The sequence below is a fragment of the Bacillus cereus group sp. BfR-BA-01380 genome, assembly GCF_022663535.1.
Taxonomy (GTDB): Bacteria; Bacillota; Bacilli; order Bacillales; family Bacillaceae_G; genus Bacillus_A; species Bacillus_A cereus_BB.
In genome coordinates this window covers 1-23,547 of record NZ_JAKUFS010000019.1, presented here as the reverse complement: position 1 = coordinate 23,547, position 23,547 = coordinate 1, and the positions used below count along the sequence as shown (strand labels likewise).

The window sequence follows — 23,547 nt, the reverse complement described above, 5'->3', positions numbered from 1 at the left end:
AATGTTAACCACTATAAATTTTAGATGGTTAACAAAAGGAGTGGCTACTTTGAGGTCTTTTTCATTACCTATTCGTTTTGTATTATTTTCTTCTTTTTTTATGACGCTCGGTCATTTTGCTGTGATGGCTTTCTTGGCTATCTATTTATCTAATTCTTTACATTTTTCCGCTATGCAAGTTGGTACCATTTTAACAGCCCTTACGATTACCTCTCGAATATTCCCATTATGTACTGGAATACTTGCAGATCGGATTGGCTATATTACTATGATGATAACTGGAATGGTTTTACGAGGTATTGGTTTTCTTTCTTTAGGAATATTTTCTGAATTTCACGCCATTATGCTTGCAACAATATTCATTGGCTTTGGAACAGCTTTCTATGAACCTTCTGCACGTGCTGTCTTTGGTTCTCAACCAGCTCATATAAGAAAAGATACCTTTACATACCTAAATCTCTTTTTAAATGGCGGAGCAATTATTGGGCCGATCGCAGGGGGTATATTGCTTCAATGGAATCCTATGTATCCATTTATATTTACCGGATCACTCATGTTCGTTCTAGCATTCCTATTCTTTTTTCTTAGATCTCACTTTCATATTACTGTGTACGAAACACAACTTTTAACAGGAATAAAAGCGGCTGGACAAAACAAACCCTTTCTCTATTTTTCACTCATCATGGTGTTTTTTTATACGATGTTTACACAACTTACGGTTGCACTACCACTTCATATGAATAATATAAGCGACAATCAAAACTTAGTAGGACTCGTCATTACAATAAACGCCATTACAGGTTTTTTATTTATGATTATATTTAAATATCTCTTCAAAAAATATCATGCTCTTTCACTTGTAAAGTATGGCGTATTACTAATGGGGCTATCTTTTCTTCTCATCCCATTCTCTTTTCATCCAAATTGGTTACTAATGTGTGTCATTTTATTTACAATCGGAGAAACGCTTGTATTACCTAATGCGGATATTGCGGTGGCAAACTTTAGCAACGAACAATACACAGCAACCTATTTTGGTTTCTTCCAACTATCACTTGCCCTAGGATTTACGATGGGAAACTATACGGGAACTTTCTTTACAAAGTATTGGAAAGATATGAGTTTTCCTTGGATTATTTTTGGTCTTTTAGGCGTTGTTGGATTTTCACTTCTTCATTTTTTAAATCGAACTGTTAAAATGAATGAAAATCTATTGCATCTAAAACAGAGTATGTAACGTTCTTACATACTCTGTTTTCGTCTTCACATATGTTAAGTTAATCTATATAAATACAAATTAAAACACATATATCCAAAAACAACCTTTTTTTCATATATTTGTTATAATATAAAAAGAGAATATATTAAATAGAAAGGAATGAAGCGTATTATAACGAAAGAGACAAACAAATCCCGTATTATTTTCATGACTTTATTGTCCGCTTTACTATTTTGTTCTATACTAGTTGCGACTTCACTTTCTCAACTTGCTGATTCCGGACCTATCGCTAATAAGTTTGGTAATTCCAATATGTGGGCAAGCATTAATATGGTTCTTGTATTTTATATCCCGCCTTTAATTTTATATATGGTAGGAGTAAAAGTAATGAAAATTGTCATGGCCGTTTTTTGTGGATTGGGGATTCTCGCAACCTTGACAATACTTATAGCCATTTTAACGATGGGTAAACCCCCTATTTTACTAGTACTTTGCATAGCTTCTTTAATCGTTAACGTTTTGTGGTATTTCATAGCTTTTCGTTCACCATCAAAGCTTAATCATCAAAAACGCTTTATCTAATATAACTAGTTATTTACGATACAACTTGTTTTAAGGAGCTACCAAAATGAAAATTACATTTGTAAAAGTTGAGGTATTATTACCAGAAGAATATATCGAAACATTAAGAGATAGACTAAACGATATTGGTATTTTGACAGTAGGTAAGTATGATCATGTTATTTCTTACTCACTTGTTAAAGGATCTTGGAGGCCACTAGAAGAAGCGAAACCTTTTAACGGTACTACAGGTGAACTATGCTTTGGCACGGAATATAAAATGGAATTTAGGTGTTTGTATGAGAAAATTGAAGAAGTGTTAAGCATTATCAAAAGCATTCATCCTTATGAAGAACCTGTCATTCATGTATTGCCATTATTGTTCTAAGTGAAACATTATAAAATTTGTAAAAGAAAATGCGAAGCAACTCAGCTTCGCATTTTTTAAATCATACTCAAAATCATTCTGCCCATAATCTCTTTATATCGATTAATTGCTCACCATCAAATTTCATCCTGTATACATCTGGTTTTGATGTCTGCATTAAAAATTCAAATCCATATTGACTATCAAAATGTTCCATCATTAATGTCATGACAAGTCCATGAGTTCCCATTACAATTTTATGCCCTTTAAAATTTGTTAACATCTCTTTCAATACTGCCACAGCTCGGCTCTGACAATCTATTTTTGATTCCCCGCCTCGTAACGCAAAATCCGGACTCGAAAACATCTTCTTTACAAGTGGATACAATTCCTTATCTGGCATTATCTTGTCTTCACTTATAAACACATATTCTTTGAGGTTTTCGTCTACTAATATATCTTTCTCATAATAATGAGCTAACTCCTCTATCGTCAACACAGCTCGGCTATATGGACTTGAAACGAACGTGTCTACTCCTTCATCTTTCAATAATTCAGTTACTCTATATGCATCATTCTTCCCCTTCTCAGTCAATCCACGCGCTCGTTCGTTCCCATCTGTTTTAGGTGATTCACCATGCCTAACCATGTAAATGTATGTATACATAATTTCCTCCTGAAATTACTATGATTTTATATTACAATTAATATCCGTTGCACAAACCTATATATCCATTTTAATTTTTCAACATATAAATCGCTGCTATGCAGAATACACCATGACCTGCGCTCGTTTTCTCCTTTTGTTTTCAACATTGCATGTGGCAGAAAAAGGCCCTGACCGCTTCTATGCATAGCCAGATGCTCTCGCCCACCTAAAAAAAAAGTATTTTATGTCAATTTTTTAATTTGTATTTATATAGGATTTAACTTCGCTAAAACTTACACAGCGATAGATGTTGCTAATTTCTTGCATTCTTAGAATCTCTTTTTCTTTGCTTTTATAATTAAAAAGCTTGGTTGTTTTAAGAGCTTTTCATAAGATGATGGGTAATTTCTTCTAAATTCTTCTGTAGGGATCGGTTCAATCATTTTTTCAATTTCGAAGTGATGGAGTGTATCATTGATAATGTCTTGCAGTGGCCGTCGGTAAAAATACATATCAACATATTTACCGCTTTTCTTCCATCGATCGTGAAGAAATTCACGCTTAAAGTATTCTTTATTCTCTGACAAATGAATATCCATTGCTGGATGATGAACGGAGAACAAAAATGTTCCGCTTGGCTTTAATAGCCTCACAAATTCAGCAAATGTTCGTTTCCAATCTGCAATATAGTGAAGAGCTAATGAACTAACAATGCAATCATATGTACTGTCTGCAAAAGGTAAAGTATTTTCAAAGTCTAGTTGAAAAACCTCTGCTTTCTCCCCTATTCTTCTTTTTGTAGCCGCAACCATCTCGCTACTAACATCAATCGCGGTTACATTTGCTCCCCTATTTAGAAACTGTTCTGTATACCATCCTGCTGCACACCCAGCATCGAGTACATGTATTCCTTTCATACTACTAGGCAACTGACTCATCATAGCCGGCCGTTCATACTCTGTATTATACGGACTCTCATAATCGACACTATGTTCGTAATGTCTAGCTAATATATCGTATGCATCAATAATTTGCTGTTTATTCATATCCCATCCCCCTTTCATTTTAAAAGACGTAATTTTCATTTTATCATATTTTTAAATAATTAGGAGTATTTACCATAAACAATAAAATCATTTCATTCTTTCTTTTAAGAACAAAACCTTTCCGACAAACAATTTATAGGCGTATCGTCCACATGTTAACGAAAATATGCGTTAAGCAATTTTTAACATCGAAAAGCGTTGATTTTACTACTCTAAACGGGGGAATGTCAGGAAATGCGGATTTACAGCGCTAAGTACATTTCCCTAACGCTCTCCCTAAACGAAGCATGTAATCTCAAAAACGTAGGGATTTGAGACTTTAACTTCTAAGCAACAAAAAACGCTATTCTTTTTGTAAAAATATACAGAAAGAATAGCGTTTTTGATGTGAATGTATATATTTCCAATGAATTAGAAATGTTTAAGTATTACTTTTGGAAAAAGATTGATCATTCTCTACTTGTATTGCTCCATAATTGCACCTTTTCGTTCAATAAAAAGTGGTAGTTATTTACTCTTTTCCATGACTGCAAAGTAATTTTCTTCACTATCTGCAAAGTTAAATACTCTACCAGAAGGCATATTTACGATTTCTCCAACTGTAACATTTTTATTTGATAAGTCGTTATATAATTTATCGAGATTTTTTGAGAAAAACATTAAAGAAGGTGTACCAAGGTTTAATTTAGGTTCCATTTTGGAGATTACTTCCTTATCGTGGAGTATAATACTTGTTTCTGCATCATTTGTTGGAGCGATTTCAATCCATCTCATTCCTTGACCGTTATCCTCTTCGGCAATTACACGAAACCCTACTTTTTCAGTCCAAAAATTCACTGCCTCATCTTGATTATTTACATACAACATAATTTGACCGACTTTATTAATCATTAAATTCCCCCCTAAATATTTTGGTATTTTTATTAATTTCTGCAATCACTACGAATAATCCTTTTAATCTAAACTTCTCCAAACTCTACACCAATTTCATCATAAATATTCAATTTTATTAAAAAGCCTTATTTCATGAAATGACCCGTTTGCGGAACCAAAAATCTGCATACCAATACAGAATTTTTAATCAAACCTTATTATAAATTATCAATCTTTATCGTTCGTTTTGTTCTGAGGAAATATAAGAATATGAACTAAAACTTTGTTTAGCACCTTCTCGAGATAGTACCCACAATATAGAAGGAATTTAATGTTATTTCTTTACTCTCAAAGTAGTATCAGCTTAGCTTTAAAACAGGACAAACACGTAAATATTTGCCGATATACCTTTTTTCGAACTATTACGTAATGATTGTCAGACGTCCAATTTGATTACACTCCTCAGCAAACCAAATATCGCCATCCGGACAAATCGCGATACCATGTGGCTCTGCATTCTTTGTAGGTATCGCATATTCTGTAATAACTCCTTCAATTGTAATTCGGCTGATCTGGTTACCGCCCCATTCCGTGAACCAAAGGTCCCCGTTCTTCCCGGATATGATGGCATGGGGGCGAGCGTTCGGCGTCGGTATAACAAATTCGCTGACCTCGCCTGAGGGCGTAATTCTACCGATTTTATTACCCATGATTTGCACAAACCATAATGCTCCGTCGGGTCCGCTCGCAATCCCAACCGGTCCGGAGTTAGGTGTTGGGAGCGGATATTCCGTCACCTCACCTTTGATGGCTATTTTCCCAATTGTATTGTTCTGATTCTGTGTAAACCATAATGCCCCGTCTGATCCCAAAGTAATAAAAGAGGGAAATGATTTGGTATTAGGTAATTCAAACTCAGTGATTTCCCCTGAATTTGTTATTCTACCGATCCTGCCGCTATTCATTTCTGTAAACCATATTGCTCCATCAGGGCCTTCCGTTATGCCAAAAGGTGCAGCATTCGCCGTAGGGAGCTCATATTCTTCAAAAAGACCGTTCATCGACATTTTCCCGATCTTACTTGCGTTATATTCTGTGAACCATAAGTCGCCAGTCCGGTCCGAAATGATTGACATAACCCCTGCATTCGGTGTCGGAATGGGAAAAGAATTTATTTCACCTTTAGCATTTATTCGTCCGATTCGATTCCCCTTCTGTTCCGTAAACCACAATGCCCCGTCTTTTCCAGCGGTTATTCCATATGGTCCTGAATCTGTTCCATTGACCACATATTCCTGTATCGTGATTCTCATATCATTTACCTCCCCTTAAAGCATCATAGCTGCTGTTTCATTTTTCTCACCGTATCCAAATCCCCGCTTACGATTGCGCCAATATACTGGCCGATGAGTTCAATATCGAAATCCCACCATTGTATGTCCAATAGTTCTTGAATAACCTCTGTAGAGAAACGCTTTCGTATTTCCCTGGCAGGATTTCCACCAACTATGGTATAAGGTTCAACATCCTTTACGACTACGGTTTATGGTGTTTTCTTTGTTTTGCTTATATTTTCGTTCTTTGTCTAGCAAGGCAGAATTATAGGTTTGACGACAATATTGTAACCAACAGCCTAACACTTCTTTTTGCGCTTCTGTTGGAAAGATTTCATATTTTTGATTCAACAACATTGTCATCACCTCCCATTCGTTTTGTCCTTGTGTTTCGATGTATTGTTTTAGCATTTCTAATGGTGCACTGCCCACAGCCAGCAAACAATAACTTTGAGATCCAAATCATTCTTTACATACATTCTATCTGATTAGAGGAAATTCCTTTTTCAATCCTTTGGCTTACGCCAACCAAAATTCATCCCCTCCCTACTCATTGGGCTTCACCCTTCTCATTCCTTGAGGAAGGGGAATTCTTTTGGAAATATGTTAAATATATAATGATAGAATGAAGAATTTGAGCGTACAAATAGATTTTTATTGTAGCTTTGAAACAAAGTCACGACGTTTTAAAAAATGTTACGATGTTTTCAATCTTGTTTAGCTTCTGTTTTAGAGGTTCTTTGTTTAAACTAAAGAGGCAGTTTAATTGAAGATGATATAATCAATCTGATTATACTAAGGGGGGATTGTTTTGCTTGGAAAATGCATTAAATTTTATGAGTTCGGTAGTCCTAAAAATGTGTTAAAAGTTGAATATAAAAGTATAGAACCGCCCAAAAACAAAGAAGTTATCGTTCGAATGTTAGCAAGGCCTATAAATCCATCTGACTTAATTCCAATAAGGGGGGCATACGCACATAGGATTTCTTTACCCAATATACCTGGTTATGAAGGAGTTGGCATTGTAGAAGATGTAGGTCCTTTAGTTTCCAAAGACCTCATTGGCAAACGTGTTTTACCTTTACGCGGGGAAGGTACTTGGCAAGAGTTTGTTAAGACATCAGCAGACTTTGCGATTCCTATACCTGATTCAATTAATGATTTTACGGCGGCACAAATGTATATCAATCCAGTTACAGCATGGGTGACTTGTACGGAAATTCTAAAATTAAAACCTAATGATGTTTTATTGGTTAACGCTTGTGGTTCCTCCATTGGGCATCTTTTTGCTCAATTATCGCAGATTTTAGATTTTCGATTAATTGCAGTTACAAGAAATAATAAATATACAGAAGAGTTACTTCGTCTTGGTGCTTCTTATGTAATAGATACTTCTACTGTTTCACTGTATGAATCAGTGATGGAATTAACAAATGGAATGGGTGCAGATGCTGCTATTGATTCCATTGGAGGCTCAGATGGAAACGAATTGGCTTTTTGTTTACACCCTAATGGTAATTTTTTAACCATAGGTCTTCTATTAGGGATACAAGTAAATTGGGCAGATATTGTAAATAAAGCAAGAGTAAATGCTAATATGTTTCATTTGCGGAATTGGAATAAAAATATCTCAGTAGATAAATGGCAAGAAACTTTTCAGCACTTAATCAGTTTAATAGATGATAAAAAATTACGTCTAATGATGGTAAATTCCCAGTATGACTTGATAGATGTAATAAAAGCTATTGATGTAGTCGATTCTTTTAAAAAAACGAAAGGGAAAGTATTTTTAACAAGCTATTGAGTTAATTCTTCTTTAACTTATGGAAGCATGAGTTAAAAAAGAAAAAATAATCAAACCTTTTTATAAACTTGATATACCAATTAGTAGGGAAATAATCTATTTTAAAAATGGCTTCTTTTTGGCTATTACCAAATAAGGATTTGCAAAACATTTCTGAACAAACTTTATTCCAAACTAACAAAAAAGCCGATTTTCCTCAGCGTATAGAAAATCGGTTTTTTTGTCGAAATTTACTTAGCGTATGTTTTCCACGTTTTATTGGCGGTATCCTATGCCTATCAAGTTAACATTTTGGGGTATCCCCAAAATATTAGCTTAATAGGTGGACGATACTTGAATTGCTCCTGAGTTGTAAAGCATAGTTACAAATCTATGCTTGAGACGTGATTGGATGCTTAATATGTAAAGGAAAGTCCTCATCACTAGCGGATTTTACAAATAATACTTCACTTCCATTAAAAACATGACTTTCTGTTTGAATATTTTCATAGTCCGGGGTGTAATGAAATACTATTTTTTTCGTAGAATGATCAGCAATTTTTGTTAAAATGTGTTGAATTTCAATTTCCCTTTTACTAACAATATCAAAGATATGAATTTGTTCTTGTTCTTTTTTAAAGATTACAATTACATCTTCATGTTCAAGATAGTAAATATCATGAGAAAAAACATATAGACAGTAAAACATGAATATGCCTTGTGTATTTTCTGTACTAAATATTTGAGAAACAGGAACCCTTTTGGATACAAATTCATATATGAAATTTCTATCTTTTATGTTCGTTATATCTAATTTACGAATATTTGTATTTAAAACCTCTTTTAAAGAGAACTCCATTGAAAATTCATATTCATTAACTGCTTTGAAACGACTGTTCTTTTCTATTTTTACATAAAAACCTAAAGAAGCAGCAACTATACCGTTGCTGCTTCTTCTTGTAAATCTATTTTACGGATTTCGATACGCTTAATTTGATGTGCATCTTTTTCTAAAACTTTAAATTTATATCCTTCTGTTTCAACAAATTGTCCTTCTTGAATTTCGTGATTTTGTGTCATCACCCAACCGCCAATTGTATCAACTTCTACTTCATCAATGTGTAATCCAAATAAATCTTGAATCTCACTAATCAATACTTTGCCGTCAACAATTTTATGATGCTCATCAACATGATGAATGGGAGGATGCTCATCTTCATCATATTCATCACGAATTTCACCAACAATTTCTTCTAATATATCTTCAAGCGTCACAATTCCCGCTGTCCCGCCATATTCATCATATAATACAGCCATTGGAATCCTCTTCTTTTGCATTTGCAAAAGCAAATCATGGATTGGAATTGTCTCCATTACTTCAATAATAGGACGCATAAATGTTTTGATAGATTGTAGGTCTTCTTTATCATTTTTCATATAACGAATAAAGAAATCTTTTACGTTCACCATACCGATAATATCATCTTTATCTTCTCCAAAGATTGGGTAACGTGTATACTTTTCACTTCGGATAACTTTCATATGATCTTCTACTGAATCTTCAAGATAGAAACCAACGATTTCTGTACGTGGCACCATAATCTCTTTTGCAATACGATTATCAAACTCAAAAATATTGTTTACATATTTATACTCCGCCTGATTAATTTCCCCATTTTCATAGCTCTCTGAAAGAATTAAACGTAATTCTTCTTCCGAATGCGCTACTTCATGTTCAGAAGCTGGCTTTAATCCGAATAAGCCAGTTACAAGACGCGCTGATTTATTTAACATCCAAATAAACGGGAACATGATTTTGTAGAACATAATAAGCGGTGCTGCAGACAACATTGTAATTGTATCTGCTTTTTGAATTGCTACTGTTTTCGGTGCTAACTCACCAACAACAACATGTAAAAAGGTAACCGTTGCAAATGCAAGAATATATGATATTGAATTCGCTGCTGTTTCTGGAAAATGCAGATCTTGAAATAACGGCTGTAATAAACGATGAACCGTAGGCTCTCCCAGCGATCCGAGCGCAAGAGCTGTGATAGTAATTCCTAACTGACACGCCGATAAATATTCATCTAAATTTGCTGTTACCTTTTTGGCTGCTAATGCTCCTCGTTTTCCCTCTGCAACAAGTTGGTCGATACGGCTTGAACGCACCTTAACCATAGCAAACTCTGCTGCCACGAAAAATCCAGTAAATGCGATTAAAATCGCAATCATAACTAAATTAAATATTTCCAAAGAATCCCCCTTAGTTCGAAAACTAAGGTGTCCACCTCCTGTATGAATAATTGCTTTCTTTTACTCTCTAAATTTAGAAAATAAAGCGCTATACAGAAATTAAAAGGGTGGATAGCTTTATCTACTATAATAGTAAGATAAGAGATTGTATTAAAGCTGTCGTTTGAGTTGATAAATGTTTCGTTAGTTTTTCGCGCTGTGAATCTGTTAACCCATCTAATAACGGTTTTAATTCTACTAATTCCGTCTCCAAACGGTGGATACGCTCTGTTACATCATTTACTTGTTCCGAAACGTTTTCATTTACACCGAGCAGCTTTTTTTTCTCCTCGATCCTATCCTTAATTTCAGAAAGCGGTATATGCATTTCTTTACATCTCTCAATAAAACGTAATGTTTCAATTGCTGTTTCGTCGTAGTAGCGATAATTAGATTGAGATCGCTCCGCTTTCAAAATACCTAGATTCGTATAATAATCAATTGTTCGTTTCGAAACATGAGCCATGTGAGCCAACTGTCCGATTCGGTACACCTTCCCAACGACCTTCCCTCCCCATATATGTTACAAACATCATACAATACATAAACTGTACAGTCAAACGTTACGGTTGAAAATAACATTTTATAAAGATATTAGAATATATTTTATCTCGTGCCACAAAAAGAAGCCATTCTACTGTGTATAGATCAATAGAATGGCTTCTTTTTCTTATTACATTTCAGTTGATAAAAATTCTGTTGTCTTTATTACTTTTGCAAACATATTATCTAAAGCACTCATGAATGCCACATGAACATGTTTAGCCTGAATCGTTTCATTGTTAAATACAAGATCTTTTGTCGCACAAGCATCTTCAATTACCGTGCATCCAAACGCTAAATCACTAGCAGCTCTAACTGTTGTATCAATACACATATGCGTCATCATTCCGCATATCACCAAGTGTTCAATCTCTTCTCGCTGAAGTAACTCTAATAAATTGGTTTTCCGAAAACTATTTGGATAATTTTTTTGTACAACATATTCATTTTTAAAAGGCGCTACATGAGGATGAATTTTTACACCTTCTGTATTCGGAAGAAAAAAAGTAGCCCCTTCTTTCACTGAAATATGTTGCACATGAAATATAGGTAAATTCGTTTTTCTAAAGAAATCTAACACTTTTTTTGCATTTTCTACCGCTTTTAATGGTTCATGTAATTCACATCTGCCAGCTGGAAAGTAATCATTTTGAATATCAATTAATACAAGTCCTGTTTTCATTTTTAGTCCTCCAATATTTTGAAAATTAAGTTATAATCTAATTATAGAGCTTTATCGAGTTAGCTATAATACTCCCATGAAAGACTTTGATGTCATCTGATTTCACCATGAAAGGGTTTGAACCATGATTGATTCAACAGATTTGCAAATTCTTGATTTACTAAAGAAAAATTCACGAATGCAGTGGAAAGATATTGGGAAAAGCGTTCATATGACAGGACAATCCGTTGGAAATCGCATTCGAAAAATGGAAGATGAAGGACTAATAAAAGCGTATACCATTTTAGTAGATCATTTGAAATTAGGCATGCAGTATACCGCTTTTATTACTGTTTTTATGAAAACAAATGAGCACGCAAAATTCACATCATTCATCACAAATAAAGATTCCATTGTAGAAGCTCATAAAATAAGTGGTGAAGGATGTTATTTCTTAAAAGTACAAATAGACTCCCAAGAAAATTTACATACTTTATTAAATGAAATTTTAAACTTTGGCAACTATCGCTTAAATTTATCAATTCATCAAATAAAAGAAACTTATTCAAAATAGAAAGGAGAATTGTGATGTATTACAACAACTTATTCGAAAATGATCAACCAGCAATCCGTCTCTAAGACGGGCATAATAAAAATTGCTTCGTCTTAAGGATACCTATTCCTAAAAATAGACGGAGGTTATATGATATGAAATATTCATTACTCGGTGCATTTTGTTTATCGCTTGCTGCAAGCATTTGGGGAGGCATGTACGTTGTCAGTAAATACGTACTAGAGTTTATTCCACCGCTGACGCTTGTTTGGTTACGTTTCGTTATCGCTTTTGCGATTTTATTTATCATTTTACAAATCACGCAGCGAAAACAGAAAACAAAGATTCCCATCGAGAAAAAGGATTGGTTATTATTTGCTTGGATCGGTTTTATCGGTTATTTTGTTTCCATTACATTTCAGTTCATTGGGACAAAATTCTCTGATGCCCATACAGGTTCTTTAGTAACATCCGCAACACCAGCCTTTATGATTATTTTTGCAAGAATGATAGTAAAAGAACGTATTACCATTCGTAAATTCATTTCCGTACTCCTAGCAACTTTAGGTGTTTCTATTGTTATCGGCTGGAATATAAAAATTGGAACGTATTTCACCGGAACAATTATCTTAGTGGGGGCCGCTATTACGTGGGCATTATTATCGATATACGTCAAAATCGCCTCGCAGCGTTTTTCGTCCTTAATCATTACTACGTACGCTATATTGTTTGCGATTTTGTTTATTACGCCTTGTATGATATGGGAATTACAAACATATCGCATACAGAGCCTTAATACATTGTTGATCTTAGGAATTATCTACCTTGGTATCATCTCAACTGCTGGTGCATTTTTTCTTTGGAACAAAGGTTTGGAATTAATGGATGCAGGAATTGGCTCGCTCTTTTTCTTTTTTCAACCCCTTGTTGGATCATTTCTTGGGTGGTTATTACTGCACGAAGAGCTAAAAGCTACATTTTTCATTGGGGCTGTGCTCATTGTAGTCAGCGTCCTTATCGTTACAATTGATAAAGGAAAGACATCTTCACATAATAAACATACAATTCCATATATCAATGATAAATAAAGAAAACAAGGGTGGTGTAAATACCATCCTTGTTTTTTCATAGCTTATTTTATCCCGCATTAACGGGCAGTAATACTCCCACCTCAAAATTCAGCGAAAGCATTGTCCAGCTCTAGCGGCTAGAATCTCCGGCCGTTTCGCCCCCTCGGACGAGGCAAAAAGCGCCTCTCTGTCAGGGGCTCCAACGTCCTGCGATTCTGAACGAGCCGCTTCCGCTTTCCTTAAGAAGTTAGGCGGGATATAAACTGCCCGTAAAAGCCCGATTGGTTCAACTAATAATCAGTGGGGAATGAAGAAAACCCCCACTGATTAAAGTTTCACTTTATTCGTTACATCTCATCTGGACTATAATAATCTATCACATTATTGCCTATTCCTACTTCTGAAAAAACAACATGTGTAACTGTTTCAGCAAATTTTGAAACATCATCAATAAACGCTTCTACTTCTTGAAAACTTCGGACAGAAATTTTCACTATATAACTAGCAGGCCCTGCTACGCGATAACAAAAAACAGCTCTCGGATAAGCTTTCATGTATGCTCTAAACCTTTCACACTGTCCACTGTTTGTTTTCACTTCTAATACAGCATGAATGTTAAAACCTAACTTATCATAATTAATTTTTGTTGTATAACCTTCAATAATCCCCTCATCCTCTAACTTCCGCACTCTTTCAGCCACGGAAGGCGCAGACAAATTAACTTTTTTAGATAGTTCACGAATAGAAAGACGAGAATTCCGAGTTAAACATTGTAAAATTTGTGCGTCAATTACATCCACTTTCATTTGTAATATTCCTCTCATAAATTCGTTTTAAACACAAAGAAAAATCTTAGAATACATTATTAACAGAAAGGCAACTAATTCCATCCTATATTATCATATACTTATAAAATTTATTTCGCTATGTAAGGAGGAAGCCCCATGTCACTAGAAATGAAAGCAAATTGTCAAACTTGTAATACTGCCCTTCAAGGAGATTCAGAAGCATACATATGTGTATATGAATGTACCTTTTGCTCACCTTGTACAGAAAACACAAATCACGTCTGTCCAAATTGTGGTGGTGAATTAGTCCGAAGACCGAAAAAGAAATAACGGTTTATGCAACAAAAGCGCAAAATCCGTAAGATTTTGCGCTCTACTTTTGTTTTTTAAATTTGATTTAAATCCGCACACTGTAAAACTTATCTTATTTATGTATGAATTTCCCTTCAAGTGCCTCAATATACCTTTTCGCTGATTTTTGAACAGCTTCATTTGCTTTTTCCTTCACAATTCCATGAAATGCATTATACAATCGGTTAAACTTCAATTCCTTTACTTTCTCAGCCATTTCTTTCACTTTCCATGCTGGTAATGGTATGAGATTCGGATAACTGTACATAAAGCTTACCCATCTTGAATCAGCAACAACTTGAATAATATCTCCAGTTAAAAGAACTCCTCTTCCTTCATCCCCATTTTTCCAATGTAAAACCGAACCACCGCTAAAATGCCCACCTAAACGGTATAATGTTACGCTCTCTGAGATTTCCATAGATTCTCCAGACCAATATACAATTCGATTACTTGGACGTATTACCCATTCTTTATCATCTTCATGAATGTATATCGGGACATCAAATCGTTCTGCCCATTCTACTTGTGTAGAGTAATAATGTGGATGCGATAAAGCAATCGCATGAATTCCTCCTAACTCATTTATTTTCGCTACGGTCTCCTCATCAATATAAGTAATACAATCCCATAACACGTTACACTTATCTGTTTGAATTAAATATGCATTTTGACCAATTGCAAACTTCGGTTTTGTTGTGATGCTATATAAATTTTCTTCTTCTTTTACAATCTCATTCTTATATGTTTTGCTTTGCTGTAGACTGTCTAACGTTGTCCACGATTGTCCCATCGGATTTACATATTGACGTTCTTCATTACAAATTACACAGTCTACAGGCGGTTCATCATAAAGTGGATATTGTACACCGCATGTAATACAAACATAATGCTTCATCTTTATTTCACTCCTTTTCATTTCATTGCGCTTAAATTAACTAGAAATATCATAATCAATGTGTAGTCCAGTTAAGTACACACTTAATATCCCTTGATGTGTACATTCAAAGTGAACCAACCAATTAAAACATTTTTCAATATCAGGATCGTTCATTTCTTTCCAACTTACTACTCTTTCCAATTCTATTTGCCTTGAAATAAACATTTTGTAACCATTATCTAATTCACTATAATACGCTTTCAACTTATCGAGATTTACAGCCATTTCTGAATCCATCCGTTTTTCCCGCCATGATGGTCCTTTTTTACCCCGCATTAACGGGCAGTAATACTCCCGCCTCAAAATTCAGCGGATGCATTGTCCAGCTCTAGCGGCTAGAATCTCCGGTCGTTTCGCCCCCTCGGACGAGGCAAAAAGCGCCTCTCTGTCGGGTGCTCCAACGTCCTGCGATTCTGAGCGAGCCGCTTCCGCCTTTCTTAAGAAGTTAGGCGGGAGATAAACTGCCCGTAAAAGCCCGATTGGTGAGGGCTGATAATCAGTGGGGGATGAAAAAAACCCCCACTGATTAAAGTTTCACTTTATTCATCATCGCACGTAAATAAATTTCCCGTGCATCTGCAATATGACGAAGTTCCTCTCCTAATGTTTTCATAGATTCATACGGCCGAAAAGAAAGATCTTCTGAATTTAGGTGCTCCATTAAACCATTGGTAAGATTAGAATAATACTCCCAATATTCAACAATTGATGTTTGAGCCATAACCACCCCCCTACAAACATTTGTTCTTTTTATAGAATATCACATAATAAACTTCCAAATCAATATTTTATGATTATTTAAAAATAATTGAATATTTAAATTATTATTTCGTTTGTTATACAAAAATAATAATTTTCATAAAATATCATGTAATACACTATAGAAAGAAAGCGCTTAAAAAACGAAATTGATTAAATTTTCTATATAATAAAAATGATGAAAAAAATAAATTTGCGAAAAATTCATTTTTGTCTTGCATAATAATTTATTTTTGTTATTATCGTAGTAATTCGACAAAAAGTGACTTTTTATCACACTCACTGTACAAAGATTCAAAATATTTCAATTTGGAGGTTTTTTCGTGTCAAAAAATGTGCAAACATCACATATTTTTGTGATTGGGCTTATGCTCTTTGCCCTTTTCTTTGGAGCAGGTAATTTAATTTTCCCTGCTATGTTAGGACAAACAGCAGGAAGTAACGTATGGGTTGCTACCGCTGGATTTTTAATTACAGGAGTTGGTGTACCACTACTTGGTGTAATAGCATTCGGTGTTTCTGGTAGTGATGACTTACAAGCAATGGCAAGTCGCGTACATCCATTGTTTGCGAGTATATATACGTTTATTCTGTATTTAGCAATTGGCCCTCTTTTCGCTTTACCGAGAGCAGGAAGCGTATCATTTGAAATAGGTGTAAAACCATTCGTAGGAGAAAATAGCGGTCATTTACCTTTAGTTATTTTCACTATTCTGTTTTTCGGCATTACTTGTTTACTCTCTTTAAACCCAACAAAGATTGTTGATGTTGTCGGAAAGTTTTTAACTCCGATCAAATTATCATTTATTGGTATTTTAGTTGTTACCGCTGTTGTAAAGCCAATTGGTGACATTCAAGCGCCAACACAAGAATTTGTTACAAATTCCTTCTTCAAAGGCTTTCAGCAAGGCTATTTAACAATGGACACTCTCGCAGCTTTCGTATTTGGTATTATCATTATTAATGCGATTAAAGCGAAAGGTGTAAGTGACAAAAAAGTGGTTATAAATGTTTGTATAAAAGCATCGCTTATTGCCGCTGTCGTATTAATTGCTGTTTACACTGCACTTGCATTTATGGGCGCTTCTAGTGTTTCTAAATTAGGACACTTAGAAAATGGCGGAGAAGTTTTATCAAAAGTAGCAAATTACTACTTCGGTTCTTTAGGAAATTTATTATTAGGAATGATGATCACTGTAGCTTGTTTAACGACAAGTGTTGGACTTACTACAGCATGTTCATCATACTTCCATAAAGTATTTCCACAAATATCATACAAAACATTCGCTGTTATTTTAGCAATTTTCAGTGCTGTCATTGCAAACCTTGGTTTAACAGAGCTGATTACCATATCTGTACCTGTATTAACAGCGATATATCCTTTAGCGATTGTGCTCATTTTCTTAACGTTTTCACACCGATTGTTTAAAGGAAAATCAGAAGTATATCAAGTAAGCTTGCTATTCACTTTTATTGTAAGTCTCTTTGATGGACTAAATGCTGCGAATCTAAAAGTTGAAGCAATCAATTCTTTATTCTCTGGCATCTTGCCTTTATATGATGCTGGATTAGGATGGATTGTTCCAGCACTCATTGGAGCGGTATTAGGCTATGTAATTAGTTTATTACGAGTGAAAAATCATTCTAATGTAGATACTTCTCATGATCTTGCACGTAAAAAAACATCCTAAACTTAAAAAGTTTAGGATGTTTTTTGTTTTCAGTTTTCTTCTGTCCATTTTTTTACTTTCTCTACAGCTTCACTAGAAGCATCGCGATGTCCGTAACGCACACCTTCGTAGATCGAGACAATATCTTTACTTTTCTGTATACGAAATAACCATTTCTGAATGGTTTCAAATGGACGACGTTGTTCATATTGTGGTAATGTTCGCTCCCACTGTGCAACAGCGGCTCTAATTTTATTTTTTGGTAAAAAAGAGAAAACTTGCTGAATAGGAGCATCCTCACTTTTCTGCTCACTGCTCATTTTAATAATTTCTTCTTCACTTTTCCCTCTCTTTCTCTTCAAACTGTATACTACAATCATAACAAGTACGATTGTGATAACTGAAATCATGAGGAACAATTGCTGATTAGGAAAAGATTTACTGTCAACAAGAGGCGCTGTATTTCTTTTTTCTACTTCGTTATCTACTTGTTCAATCGGCTCCCCTCCACCTTTTTTGCTTTTCGATTTTGTTTGTATCCGTTTTTCCTTCTCCCAAGGAGGTATCTCTTCTTTCTTCTTAGAGGTTTCGGGAACCTCCCATCCATCTGTATTATGTGACTGCTCTTGTTTCAATAATTCTTTCAATATAGTTTGCGTATAAAGCGCACCGCTTGATATACACATCGCAACTAATAAACAAATACTAACTAAAAGCATCTGAAATACAAAACGCTTTCGTTTATATATCATATTCGTATGTCCTCCCGCATCAATAACCATAAAATCTCTACTTTATTTCACCACTTGCAACCATCCTCCATGCTTTTCAGGTGGATTCCCAATAATAATCGGAATAGCTCCAACTTCTTGCTGGCGGAAACCTGTTTGATAAAAATAGGAAGATGACAGCGGAACATCGCGATCTGTTAAGGACGACAATAATTGTAATGTTTTATGTAATTGTTTTCGGTATTTACCAGCCGTTATATGGACAATTCCGTTTTCACACATACTATTCACCCATAGCTCAAATGAACAATCTTGTGCTATTAGTTGCCGGCAAACACCCGCTGTTACTTCGATTAAATATTCTACATCTGGACGTAATGTATAACCTGTTGAACCTAATACATTTAAATAAACCGCATATCGATCACCTTGCGTATATTCATACTTTTTTGCACTTAATACACCAATTTTTGCAGTCGCTCCCCAATGGATAGCACGAAATGATTCCTGTTCGTATTCCTTTACGCCAATAATTTTCGTTTCATCATAAAGAGGCGAAACCGCTGCAGTTCGAAATCCGTGCTTCCAGCTGTTTGTTTCTGGAATATTTACTTTGGCAATGCGAGGATAAATACGAAAACACGGCATTTGTTGTTTCCGAATCGGGATGTGAATTGTAATGAGATGAAATGGATCAGACAAAATGATTTCAGCTTCTTGCCAGCTTTGCAGTCCTCTTTGCTGCGCTGATACATGTAAATCTATTTCTAACGTTTCCTGTTTCTTCAGATGCAAAGGAATACGATACGAATGAACCGATTGTTCTAATTCTCCTTCTGACCATCCCCATTTCATATGTTCATCTGAGCGAAACCGAAAAGCAACTTCAAAAATCGGCAGTTTTGTTGGATTTGCAATGCGTATACGGCAGTGCCCAGTCTCATCGATAAAAAGACGTTCGTGTTGCTGTGTTATTTCACAATATATTTGTGAAGCTTTTCGAATATACCAATGAGCAAAACTAACCATAAGCAAATAGAAAAAAGCAATTACAAACAGAATGAAATTTTGTACAAATAGCCACATGAGTATTGTAATAAAAGCGACACTCCATGCAACATACGCTTCCACAAACGGACGTTTCATTATTAATTTCTCTTTCATACATTCTCCACTGGAACAGCTACTTGCTCCAAAATCTCTTTCATTACATGTGCTTTCGTTGTTTTCATATCTCCTTCAATACTAAGAGTTAACCGGTGCGCACATACTGGCTCTGCTAGCGTATAAAAATCATCCGGTGTACAAAATTCTCTTCCCTTTAATAGCGCCCGAGCTTGTGCTGCTTTCATGAAAGCTAATGAACCACGCGGACTTACCCCAATTTCAACGAGTTCATGCTGACGTGTTTTTTCCACAATATCCAATAAGTAATCTTCCACTTCTTCGTGAATTTCAACCTGCTTCGCTTTTTCTTGCAGAGAAAGAATATCCGCAAGAGACACAACACTTTGTAAGCTGCGCAGTGGGTCTTGTTTGCGGAAACGACGTAACATCTCCTTTTCATGCATTCGACTTGGATATCCTTGCCTGATCGTTAATAAAAAACGATCTAACTGCGCATCCGGAAGCGGAAATGTGCCGGCAGACTCTAACGGATTTTGCGTAGCAAGTACAATAAACGGCTGCGGCAACACATGCGTTTCTCCCGCAATCGTAACCGTACGCTCCTCCATTACTTCTAATAAAGCAGACTGTGTACGCGGAACAGCGCGATTGATTTCATCGACTAGCACGATATTAGCGAAAATCGGTCCCATCCTTGTTTTAAAATCGGATTCTTTCATATCAAAATACTCTAAACCTACTACATCCCCCGGCAATGTATCTGATGTAAACTGTACACGCTGAAATTTTCCATCTATACTTTTCGCAAGACTTTTCGCTAATGACGTCTTCCCCGTTCCTGGAACATCCTCTAATAAAACATGTCCATTTGCTACTAATGCGATCATCGCTAAATCAATAACCTCTTCTTTCCCTACAATCACTTGTGAGACATTTTCTCGAATTCTTTCTAAAATTGACATGCCCTCTTCACCCTTTCTCTTCCCATAGATAATTATCTGTTTTTTCTGATATTTATTTATAGTATACCAAAATCCTTATGCTAACTGCTTATTTTTTGAGATTTTTTGTAAAATAAGTTTTCTTCTTTCATATAATTAATTATAAAAAATACAATTCATTCCAAAAAAACATTTGCAAAAACAATTTAAATACTGTATATTATGAATCAACATACTAATGCTATGAAAAAGCAACGAAAAGGACACGAGATATTCTTTACGGTTTTACAGAGAAGGAAGAATTGCTGAGATCTTCCTAAACGCAGGAGAATATTCTTACCACCTTGGAGCTGTATTGGGGAATTATAGTATCCAATGCCGTAGACGCTACGTTACAGCGAATGGAGCCATCGGTGCTATTTAATATAGTACGATGGGAATCTGGGTGGAACCACGGGTATTAACGCACTCGTCCCTGTTTTAGGGATGAGTGCGTTTTTTTATTTTCTCAATTCCATATAACAATTGGCTATGAAAAGGACATGAGGTATTCTTACGGTTTTACAGAGAAGGAAGAATTGCTGAGATCTTCCTAAACGCAGGAGAATATTCTTACCACCTTGGAGCTGTATTGGGGAATTATAGTATCCAATACCGTAGACGCTACGTTACAGTGAATGGAGCCATCGGTGCTATTTAATATAGTACGATGGGAATCTGGGTGGAACCACGGGTATTAACGCACTCGTCCCTGTTTTAGGGATGAGTGCGTTTTTTTATTTTCTCAATTCCATATAACAATTGGCTATGAAAAGGACACGAGGTATTCTTACGGTTTTACAGAGAAGGAAGAATTGCTGAGATCTTCCTAAACGCAGGAGAATATTCTTACCACCTTGGAGCTGTATTGGGGAAACATAGTATCCAATACCGTAGACGCTACGTTACAGCGAATGGAGCCATCGGTACTTTTTATGAAGTGCGATGGGAATCTGGGTGGAACCACGGGTATTAACGCACTCGTCCCTGTTTTAGGGATGAGTGCGTTTTTTTATATTATGAAATGGAGTGATAATAATGAGTAACAAAATGATTCAAATTCGTTTTCCAAATGGTCGTAAACAAGAGTATATGAAAGGAACTACATTAGAAGCAATTGCAGAATCGATTAGCCCTGGGTTAAAAAAGAAAGCTATTGCCGGAAAAGTGAATCAGCAACTATTTGATTTACGTAGAGGTATACAGGAAGATGCAGAAATTGAGATTTTAACTTTAGAATCAAAAGAAGGCTTAGATGTACTACGACATACAGCAGCTCATATATTAGCACAAGCCGTTAAAAGAATACACGGTCACATCAACTTAGGCGTTGGTCCTGTTATTGAAAATGGATTTTATTATGATATGGATCTTCCAAATAGTATTGCAGTTGAGGAGTTAGTTCATATTGAACAAGAAATGCAAAAAATTATTGATGAAAATTTAGAAATTCAACGAATCGAAGTAAGCCGCGATGAAGCAAAGAAAATATTTGAAGAGCTCGGTGATCATTTAAAACTAGAGCTGTTACAAGATATCCCTGCTGATCAAAACATAACTCTTTACAAACAAGGTGAATTTTTAGACTTATGCCGCGGACCACATTTACCGTCTACTGGCTTTATGAAAGCTTTTAAATTAACAAATGTTTCAGGAGCATATTGGCGCGGTGACAGCAATAACCAAGTTCTTCAAAGAATTTATGGGGTTGCCTTCCCTTCTAAAAAGGAACTAGATGAGTATGTTATCTTTTTAGAAGAAGCCGCAAAACGCAATCATCGTAAATTAGGCAATGAATTAGAATTATTTATGTTCTCTGAAGAAGCACCAGGAATGCCATTTTATTTACCAAAGGGACAAATTATCCGAAATGAAATGGAAGCTTTTCTAAGAGGGATTCAACAAAAGCGTAATTATCAAGAAGTTCGCACTCCTTTAATCATGAATCAAAAACTATGGGAAAACTCCGGTCATTGGGATCATTATAAAGAAAATATGTATTTCACAGAAGTTGATCATGGAAAATTTGCTTTAAAACCAATGAACTGCCCTGGTCACATGCTGATGTTTAGAAATAAGCTGCACTCTTATCGTGATTTACCGGTTCGAATAGCTGAATTTGGGCAAGTTCATCGCCATGAATTTAGCGGTGCTCTAAACGGACTTCTTAGAGTTCGTACATTCTGTCAAGATGATGCCCATATTTTTGTAACACCTGAACAAATTGAAAATGAAATAAAAGAAGTAATTGATTTAATCGATTATGTATATCGTATATTTGGTTTTGAATATGAAGTTGAGCTCTCTACAAGACCGGAAAATTCAATGGGAGACGACGAGTTATGGAACAAGGCGGAAGGCGCCCTGCAAAATGTACTAGAAGAACTAAATTTCCGCTATAAAATCAATGAAGGTGACGGAGCATTTTACGGCCCAAAAATCGACTTCCATATTAAAGACGCTTTAAATAGAAGTCATCAATGTGCAACTGTACAGCTCGATTTCCAAATGCCGGAGAAATTTAACTTAAGCTACATTAATGAAAAAAATGAAAAGCAACGTCCGGTTGTCATTCACCGTGCTGTATTTGGTTCAATCGATCGATTCTTCGGGATCTTAATTGAACATTTTGCCGGAGCATTCCCAACATGGTTAGCTCCCGTACAAGCGAAAATTATTCCTGTATCTGCCGAAGTACATGAACAATACGCAAAAGAAATAGAAGAAAAGTTGAAAGATGCTGGCGTACGCGTAGACCTTGATCTTCGCAATGAAAAACTCGGTTATAAAATGCGAGAAGCGCAAGTTCAAAAAATCCCATATGTACTTGTCGTTGGCGATCAAGAAGCCGAGCGTAACGAAGTAAACATTCGAAAATTCGGAGAACAACAATCTAAAGCTGTAGGATTTGCTGAATTCTTTGCAAATATTCAGCAGGAAATTCAAAATAGAAGTTTATAACACGAAAGAAACCGCAAGAAGTTCAAAAGATATAATTTGAGCCTTCTTGCGGTTTCTTCTATATAAATACAGATTAAAAAATCTCTTTCTTTTTAGGCGGGCGAGAGCATCTGGCCGCGCATAGAAGTAAAATGTACCCTATAGAGTAGACGCTAAAAAAGTCTCTCTCTGTAGGGTACATTTTTGTATAATTAAGAAATACAAAACTTGAGAATACAACATGGAGACGGAGAACGAATGAGCAAAAAGATTTTTACAGAAAAAGAAATGCAGTTACTATCATCT

Annotated in this window: 25 protein-coding genes, 1 pseudogene and 3 other annotated features; of the genes and pseudogenes, 9 read left to right on the top strand and 17 right to left on the bottom strand. The window is 35.5% G+C overall.

The genetic code is table 11. The features are described 5' to 3' along the window. The first annotated feature begins 49 nt into the window (after positions 1-49). From MR076_RS17020 to MR076_RS17010, 3 genes are all read left to right on the top strand, one after another. On the top strand, positions 50-1,237 hold the full coding sequence (locus MR076_RS17020; protein WP_242222444.1) for an MDR family MFS transporter: 1,188 nt from the start codon (positions 50-52) through the stop codon (positions 1,235-1,237). Between the two features lie 141 nt (positions 1,238-1,378). Continuing rightward, positions 1,379-1,801 (top strand): DUF5391 family protein, encoded by a 423-nt coding sequence (locus MR076_RS17015; protein ID WP_277928522.1) that lies wholly within the window; start codon positions 1,379-1,381, stop codon positions 1,799-1,801. A 46-nt stretch (positions 1,802-1,847) separates the two neighbouring features. Next, positions 1,848-2,168, top strand: a complete 321-nt coding sequence (locus MR076_RS17010) for a YqfO family protein (protein WP_242222443.1) — start codon at positions 1,848-1,850, stop codon at positions 2,166-2,168. Positions 2,169-2,241: 73 nt separating this feature from the next. Here the strand turns inward: MR076_RS17010 and MR076_RS17005 are convergent, their stop codons facing one another. From MR076_RS17005 to MR076_RS16980, 6 genes and pseudogenes are all read right to left on the bottom strand, one after another. Then, a complete protein-coding gene (locus MR076_RS17005) occupies positions 2,242-2,814 on the bottom strand; it encodes a histidine phosphatase family protein (RefSeq protein WP_242222441.1) in 573 nt (190 codons plus the stop codon). Positions 2,815-3,125: 311 nt separating this feature from the next. After that, entirely contained in the window at positions 3,126-3,842 is a 717-nt protein-coding gene (locus MR076_RS17000; protein WP_242222439.1) for a class I SAM-dependent methyltransferase, read from the bottom strand. A 507-nt stretch (positions 3,843-4,349) separates the two neighbouring features. Continuing rightward, entirely contained in the window at positions 4,350-4,733 is a 384-nt protein-coding gene (locus tag MR076_RS16995) for a VOC family protein (RefSeq protein WP_242222437.1), read from the bottom strand. 404 nt (positions 4,734-5,137) lie between these two features. Continuing rightward, positions 5,138-6,028, bottom strand: coding sequence for a Vgb family protein (locus tag MR076_RS16990; protein WP_242222435.1), 891 nt, complete (start codon positions 6,026-6,028; stop codon positions 5,138-5,140). 23 nt (positions 6,029-6,051) lie between these two features. Beyond that, positions 6,052-6,255: pseudogene (locus tag MR076_RS16985) on the bottom strand (acetyltransferase); the annotation flags it as partial. Continuing rightward, entirely contained in the window at positions 6,236-6,406 is a 171-nt protein-coding gene (locus MR076_RS16980; protein WP_242222433.1) for a helix-turn-helix domain-containing protein, read from the bottom strand. The pseudogene MR076_RS16985 and the gene MR076_RS16980, both read right to left, overlap by 20 nt. A 454-nt stretch (positions 6,407-6,860) precedes the next feature. Between MR076_RS16980 and MR076_RS16975 the strand changes: the two genes are divergently transcribed. Continuing rightward, positions 6,861-7,853 (top strand): zinc-dependent alcohol dehydrogenase family protein, encoded by a 993-nt coding sequence (locus MR076_RS16975; RefSeq protein ID WP_242222431.1) that lies wholly within the window; start codon positions 6,861-6,863, stop codon positions 7,851-7,853. Between the two features lie 370 nt (positions 7,854-8,223). On the opposite strand, the gene MR076_RS16970 is transcribed toward MR076_RS16975, so the two are convergent. From MR076_RS16970 to MR076_RS16955, 4 genes are all read right to left on the bottom strand, one after another. Continuing rightward, complete coding sequence (locus MR076_RS16970) at positions 8,224-8,541, bottom strand: hypothetical protein (protein ID WP_242222429.1); 318 nt, start codon at positions 8,539-8,541, stop codon at positions 8,224-8,226. Between the two features lie 227 nt (positions 8,542-8,768). After that, positions 8,769-10,088 (bottom strand): hemolysin family protein, encoded by a 1,320-nt coding sequence (locus tag MR076_RS16965; protein WP_242222427.1) that lies wholly within the window; start codon positions 10,086-10,088, stop codon positions 8,769-8,771. 124 nt (positions 10,089-10,212) lie between these two features. Next, on the bottom strand, positions 10,213-10,620 hold the full coding sequence (locus tag MR076_RS16960) for a MerR family transcriptional regulator (protein ID WP_242222425.1): 408 nt from the start codon (positions 10,618-10,620) through the stop codon (positions 10,213-10,215). A 180-nt stretch (positions 10,621-10,800) separates the two neighbouring features. Next, positions 10,801-11,352 (bottom strand): cysteine hydrolase family protein, encoded by a 552-nt coding sequence (locus MR076_RS16955; RefSeq protein WP_242222423.1) that lies wholly within the window; start codon positions 11,350-11,352, stop codon positions 10,801-10,803. 124 nt (positions 11,353-11,476) lie between these two features. On the opposite strand from MR076_RS16955, the gene MR076_RS16950 reads away from it, so the two are divergent. Both MR076_RS16950 and MR076_RS16945 read left to right on the top strand, forming a co-directional pair. Beyond that, positions 11,477-11,905: an Lrp/AsnC family transcriptional regulator gene (locus tag MR076_RS16950; RefSeq protein ID WP_242222421.1), complete on the top strand. Its 429-nt coding sequence runs from the start codon at positions 11,477-11,479 to the stop codon at positions 11,903-11,905. A gap of 134 nt (positions 11,906-12,039) precedes the next feature. Then, a complete protein-coding gene (locus MR076_RS16945; protein WP_242222419.1) occupies positions 12,040-12,972 on the top strand; it encodes a DMT family transporter in 933 nt (310 codons plus the stop codon). 329 nt (positions 12,973-13,301) lie between these two features. Here the strand turns inward: MR076_RS16945 and MR076_RS16940 are convergent, their stop codons facing one another. Continuing rightward, entirely contained in the window at positions 13,302-13,760 is a 459-nt protein-coding gene (locus MR076_RS16940) for an Lrp/AsnC family transcriptional regulator (protein WP_242222415.1), read from the bottom strand. A 138-nt stretch (positions 13,761-13,898) separates the two neighbouring features. Here MR076_RS16940 and MR076_RS16935 point away from each other — a divergent pair, with 138 nt between their 5' ends. After that, the gene (locus MR076_RS16935) at positions 13,899-14,072 is read left to right on the top strand and encodes a DUF1272 domain-containing protein (protein WP_242222414.1); all 174 of its coding nucleotides are present in this window, start codon (positions 13,899-13,901) and stop codon (positions 14,070-14,072) included. Positions 14,073-14,166: 94 nt separating this feature from the next. Here the strand turns inward: MR076_RS16935 and MR076_RS16930 are convergent, their stop codons facing one another. The 3 genes from MR076_RS16930 to MR076_RS16920 form a co-directional block, all read right to left on the bottom strand. Then, positions 14,167-14,991, bottom strand: coding sequence for an MBL fold metallo-hydrolase (locus MR076_RS16930; RefSeq protein ID WP_242222413.1), 825 nt, complete (start codon positions 14,989-14,991; stop codon positions 14,167-14,169). Positions 14,992-15,027: 36 nt separating this feature from the next. Further along, positions 15,028-15,270, bottom strand: a complete 243-nt coding sequence (locus MR076_RS16925; protein ID WP_242222412.1) for a hypothetical protein — start codon at positions 15,268-15,270, stop codon at positions 15,028-15,030. Positions 15,271-15,559: 289 nt separating this feature from the next. After that, complete coding sequence (locus MR076_RS16920) at positions 15,560-15,754, bottom strand: DinB family protein (protein ID WP_242222411.1); 195 nt, start codon at positions 15,752-15,754, stop codon at positions 15,560-15,562. A gap of 361 nt (positions 15,755-16,115) precedes the next feature. On the opposite strand from MR076_RS16920, the gene brnQ reads away from it, so the two are divergent. After that, positions 16,116-17,483, top strand: coding sequence for a branched-chain amino acid transport system II carrier protein (gene brnQ, locus MR076_RS16915; RefSeq protein ID WP_313897344.1), 1,368 nt, complete (start codon positions 16,116-16,118; stop codon positions 17,481-17,483). A 29-nt stretch (positions 17,484-17,512) separates the two neighbouring features. Here the strand turns inward: brnQ and MR076_RS16910 are convergent, their stop codons facing one another. The 3 genes from MR076_RS16910 to MR076_RS16900 are packed head-to-tail and all read right to left on the bottom strand — an operon-like array spanning position 17,513 to position 20,283. Further along, positions 17,513-18,214, bottom strand: a complete 702-nt coding sequence (locus MR076_RS16910; protein WP_242222410.1) for a hypothetical protein — start codon at positions 18,212-18,214, stop codon at positions 17,513-17,515. Between the two features lie 42 nt (positions 18,215-18,256). Beyond that, positions 18,257-19,357, bottom strand: coding sequence for a DUF58 domain-containing protein (locus MR076_RS16905; protein ID WP_242222409.1), 1,101 nt, complete (start codon positions 19,355-19,357; stop codon positions 18,257-18,259). Further along, positions 19,354-20,283 carry an AAA family ATPase gene (locus MR076_RS16900; protein WP_242222408.1) on the bottom strand — a complete coding sequence of 310 codons (930 nt, stop codon included), beginning with the start codon at positions 20,281-20,283 and terminating at the stop codon, positions 19,354-19,356. Before MR076_RS16900 ends, MR076_RS16905 begins: the two co-directional genes overlap by 4 nt. A 224-nt stretch (positions 20,284-20,507) precedes the next feature. Further along, positions 20,508-20,742 (top strand) — a binding site (T-box leader). Positions 20,743-20,784: 42 nt separating this feature from the next. After that, positions 20,785-21,018, top strand: a binding site (T-box leader). Positions 21,019-21,060: 42 nt separating this feature from the next. Next, positions 21,061-21,293, top strand: a binding site (T-box leader). Positions 21,294-21,339: 46 nt separating this feature from the next. Here MR076_RS16900 and thrS point away from each other — a divergent pair. After that, positions 21,340-23,262, top strand: a complete 1,923-nt coding sequence (gene thrS / locus MR076_RS16895) for a threonine--tRNA ligase (protein WP_242222407.1) — start codon at positions 21,340-21,342, stop codon at positions 23,260-23,262. Positions 23,263-23,547: the final 285 nt, after the last annotated feature.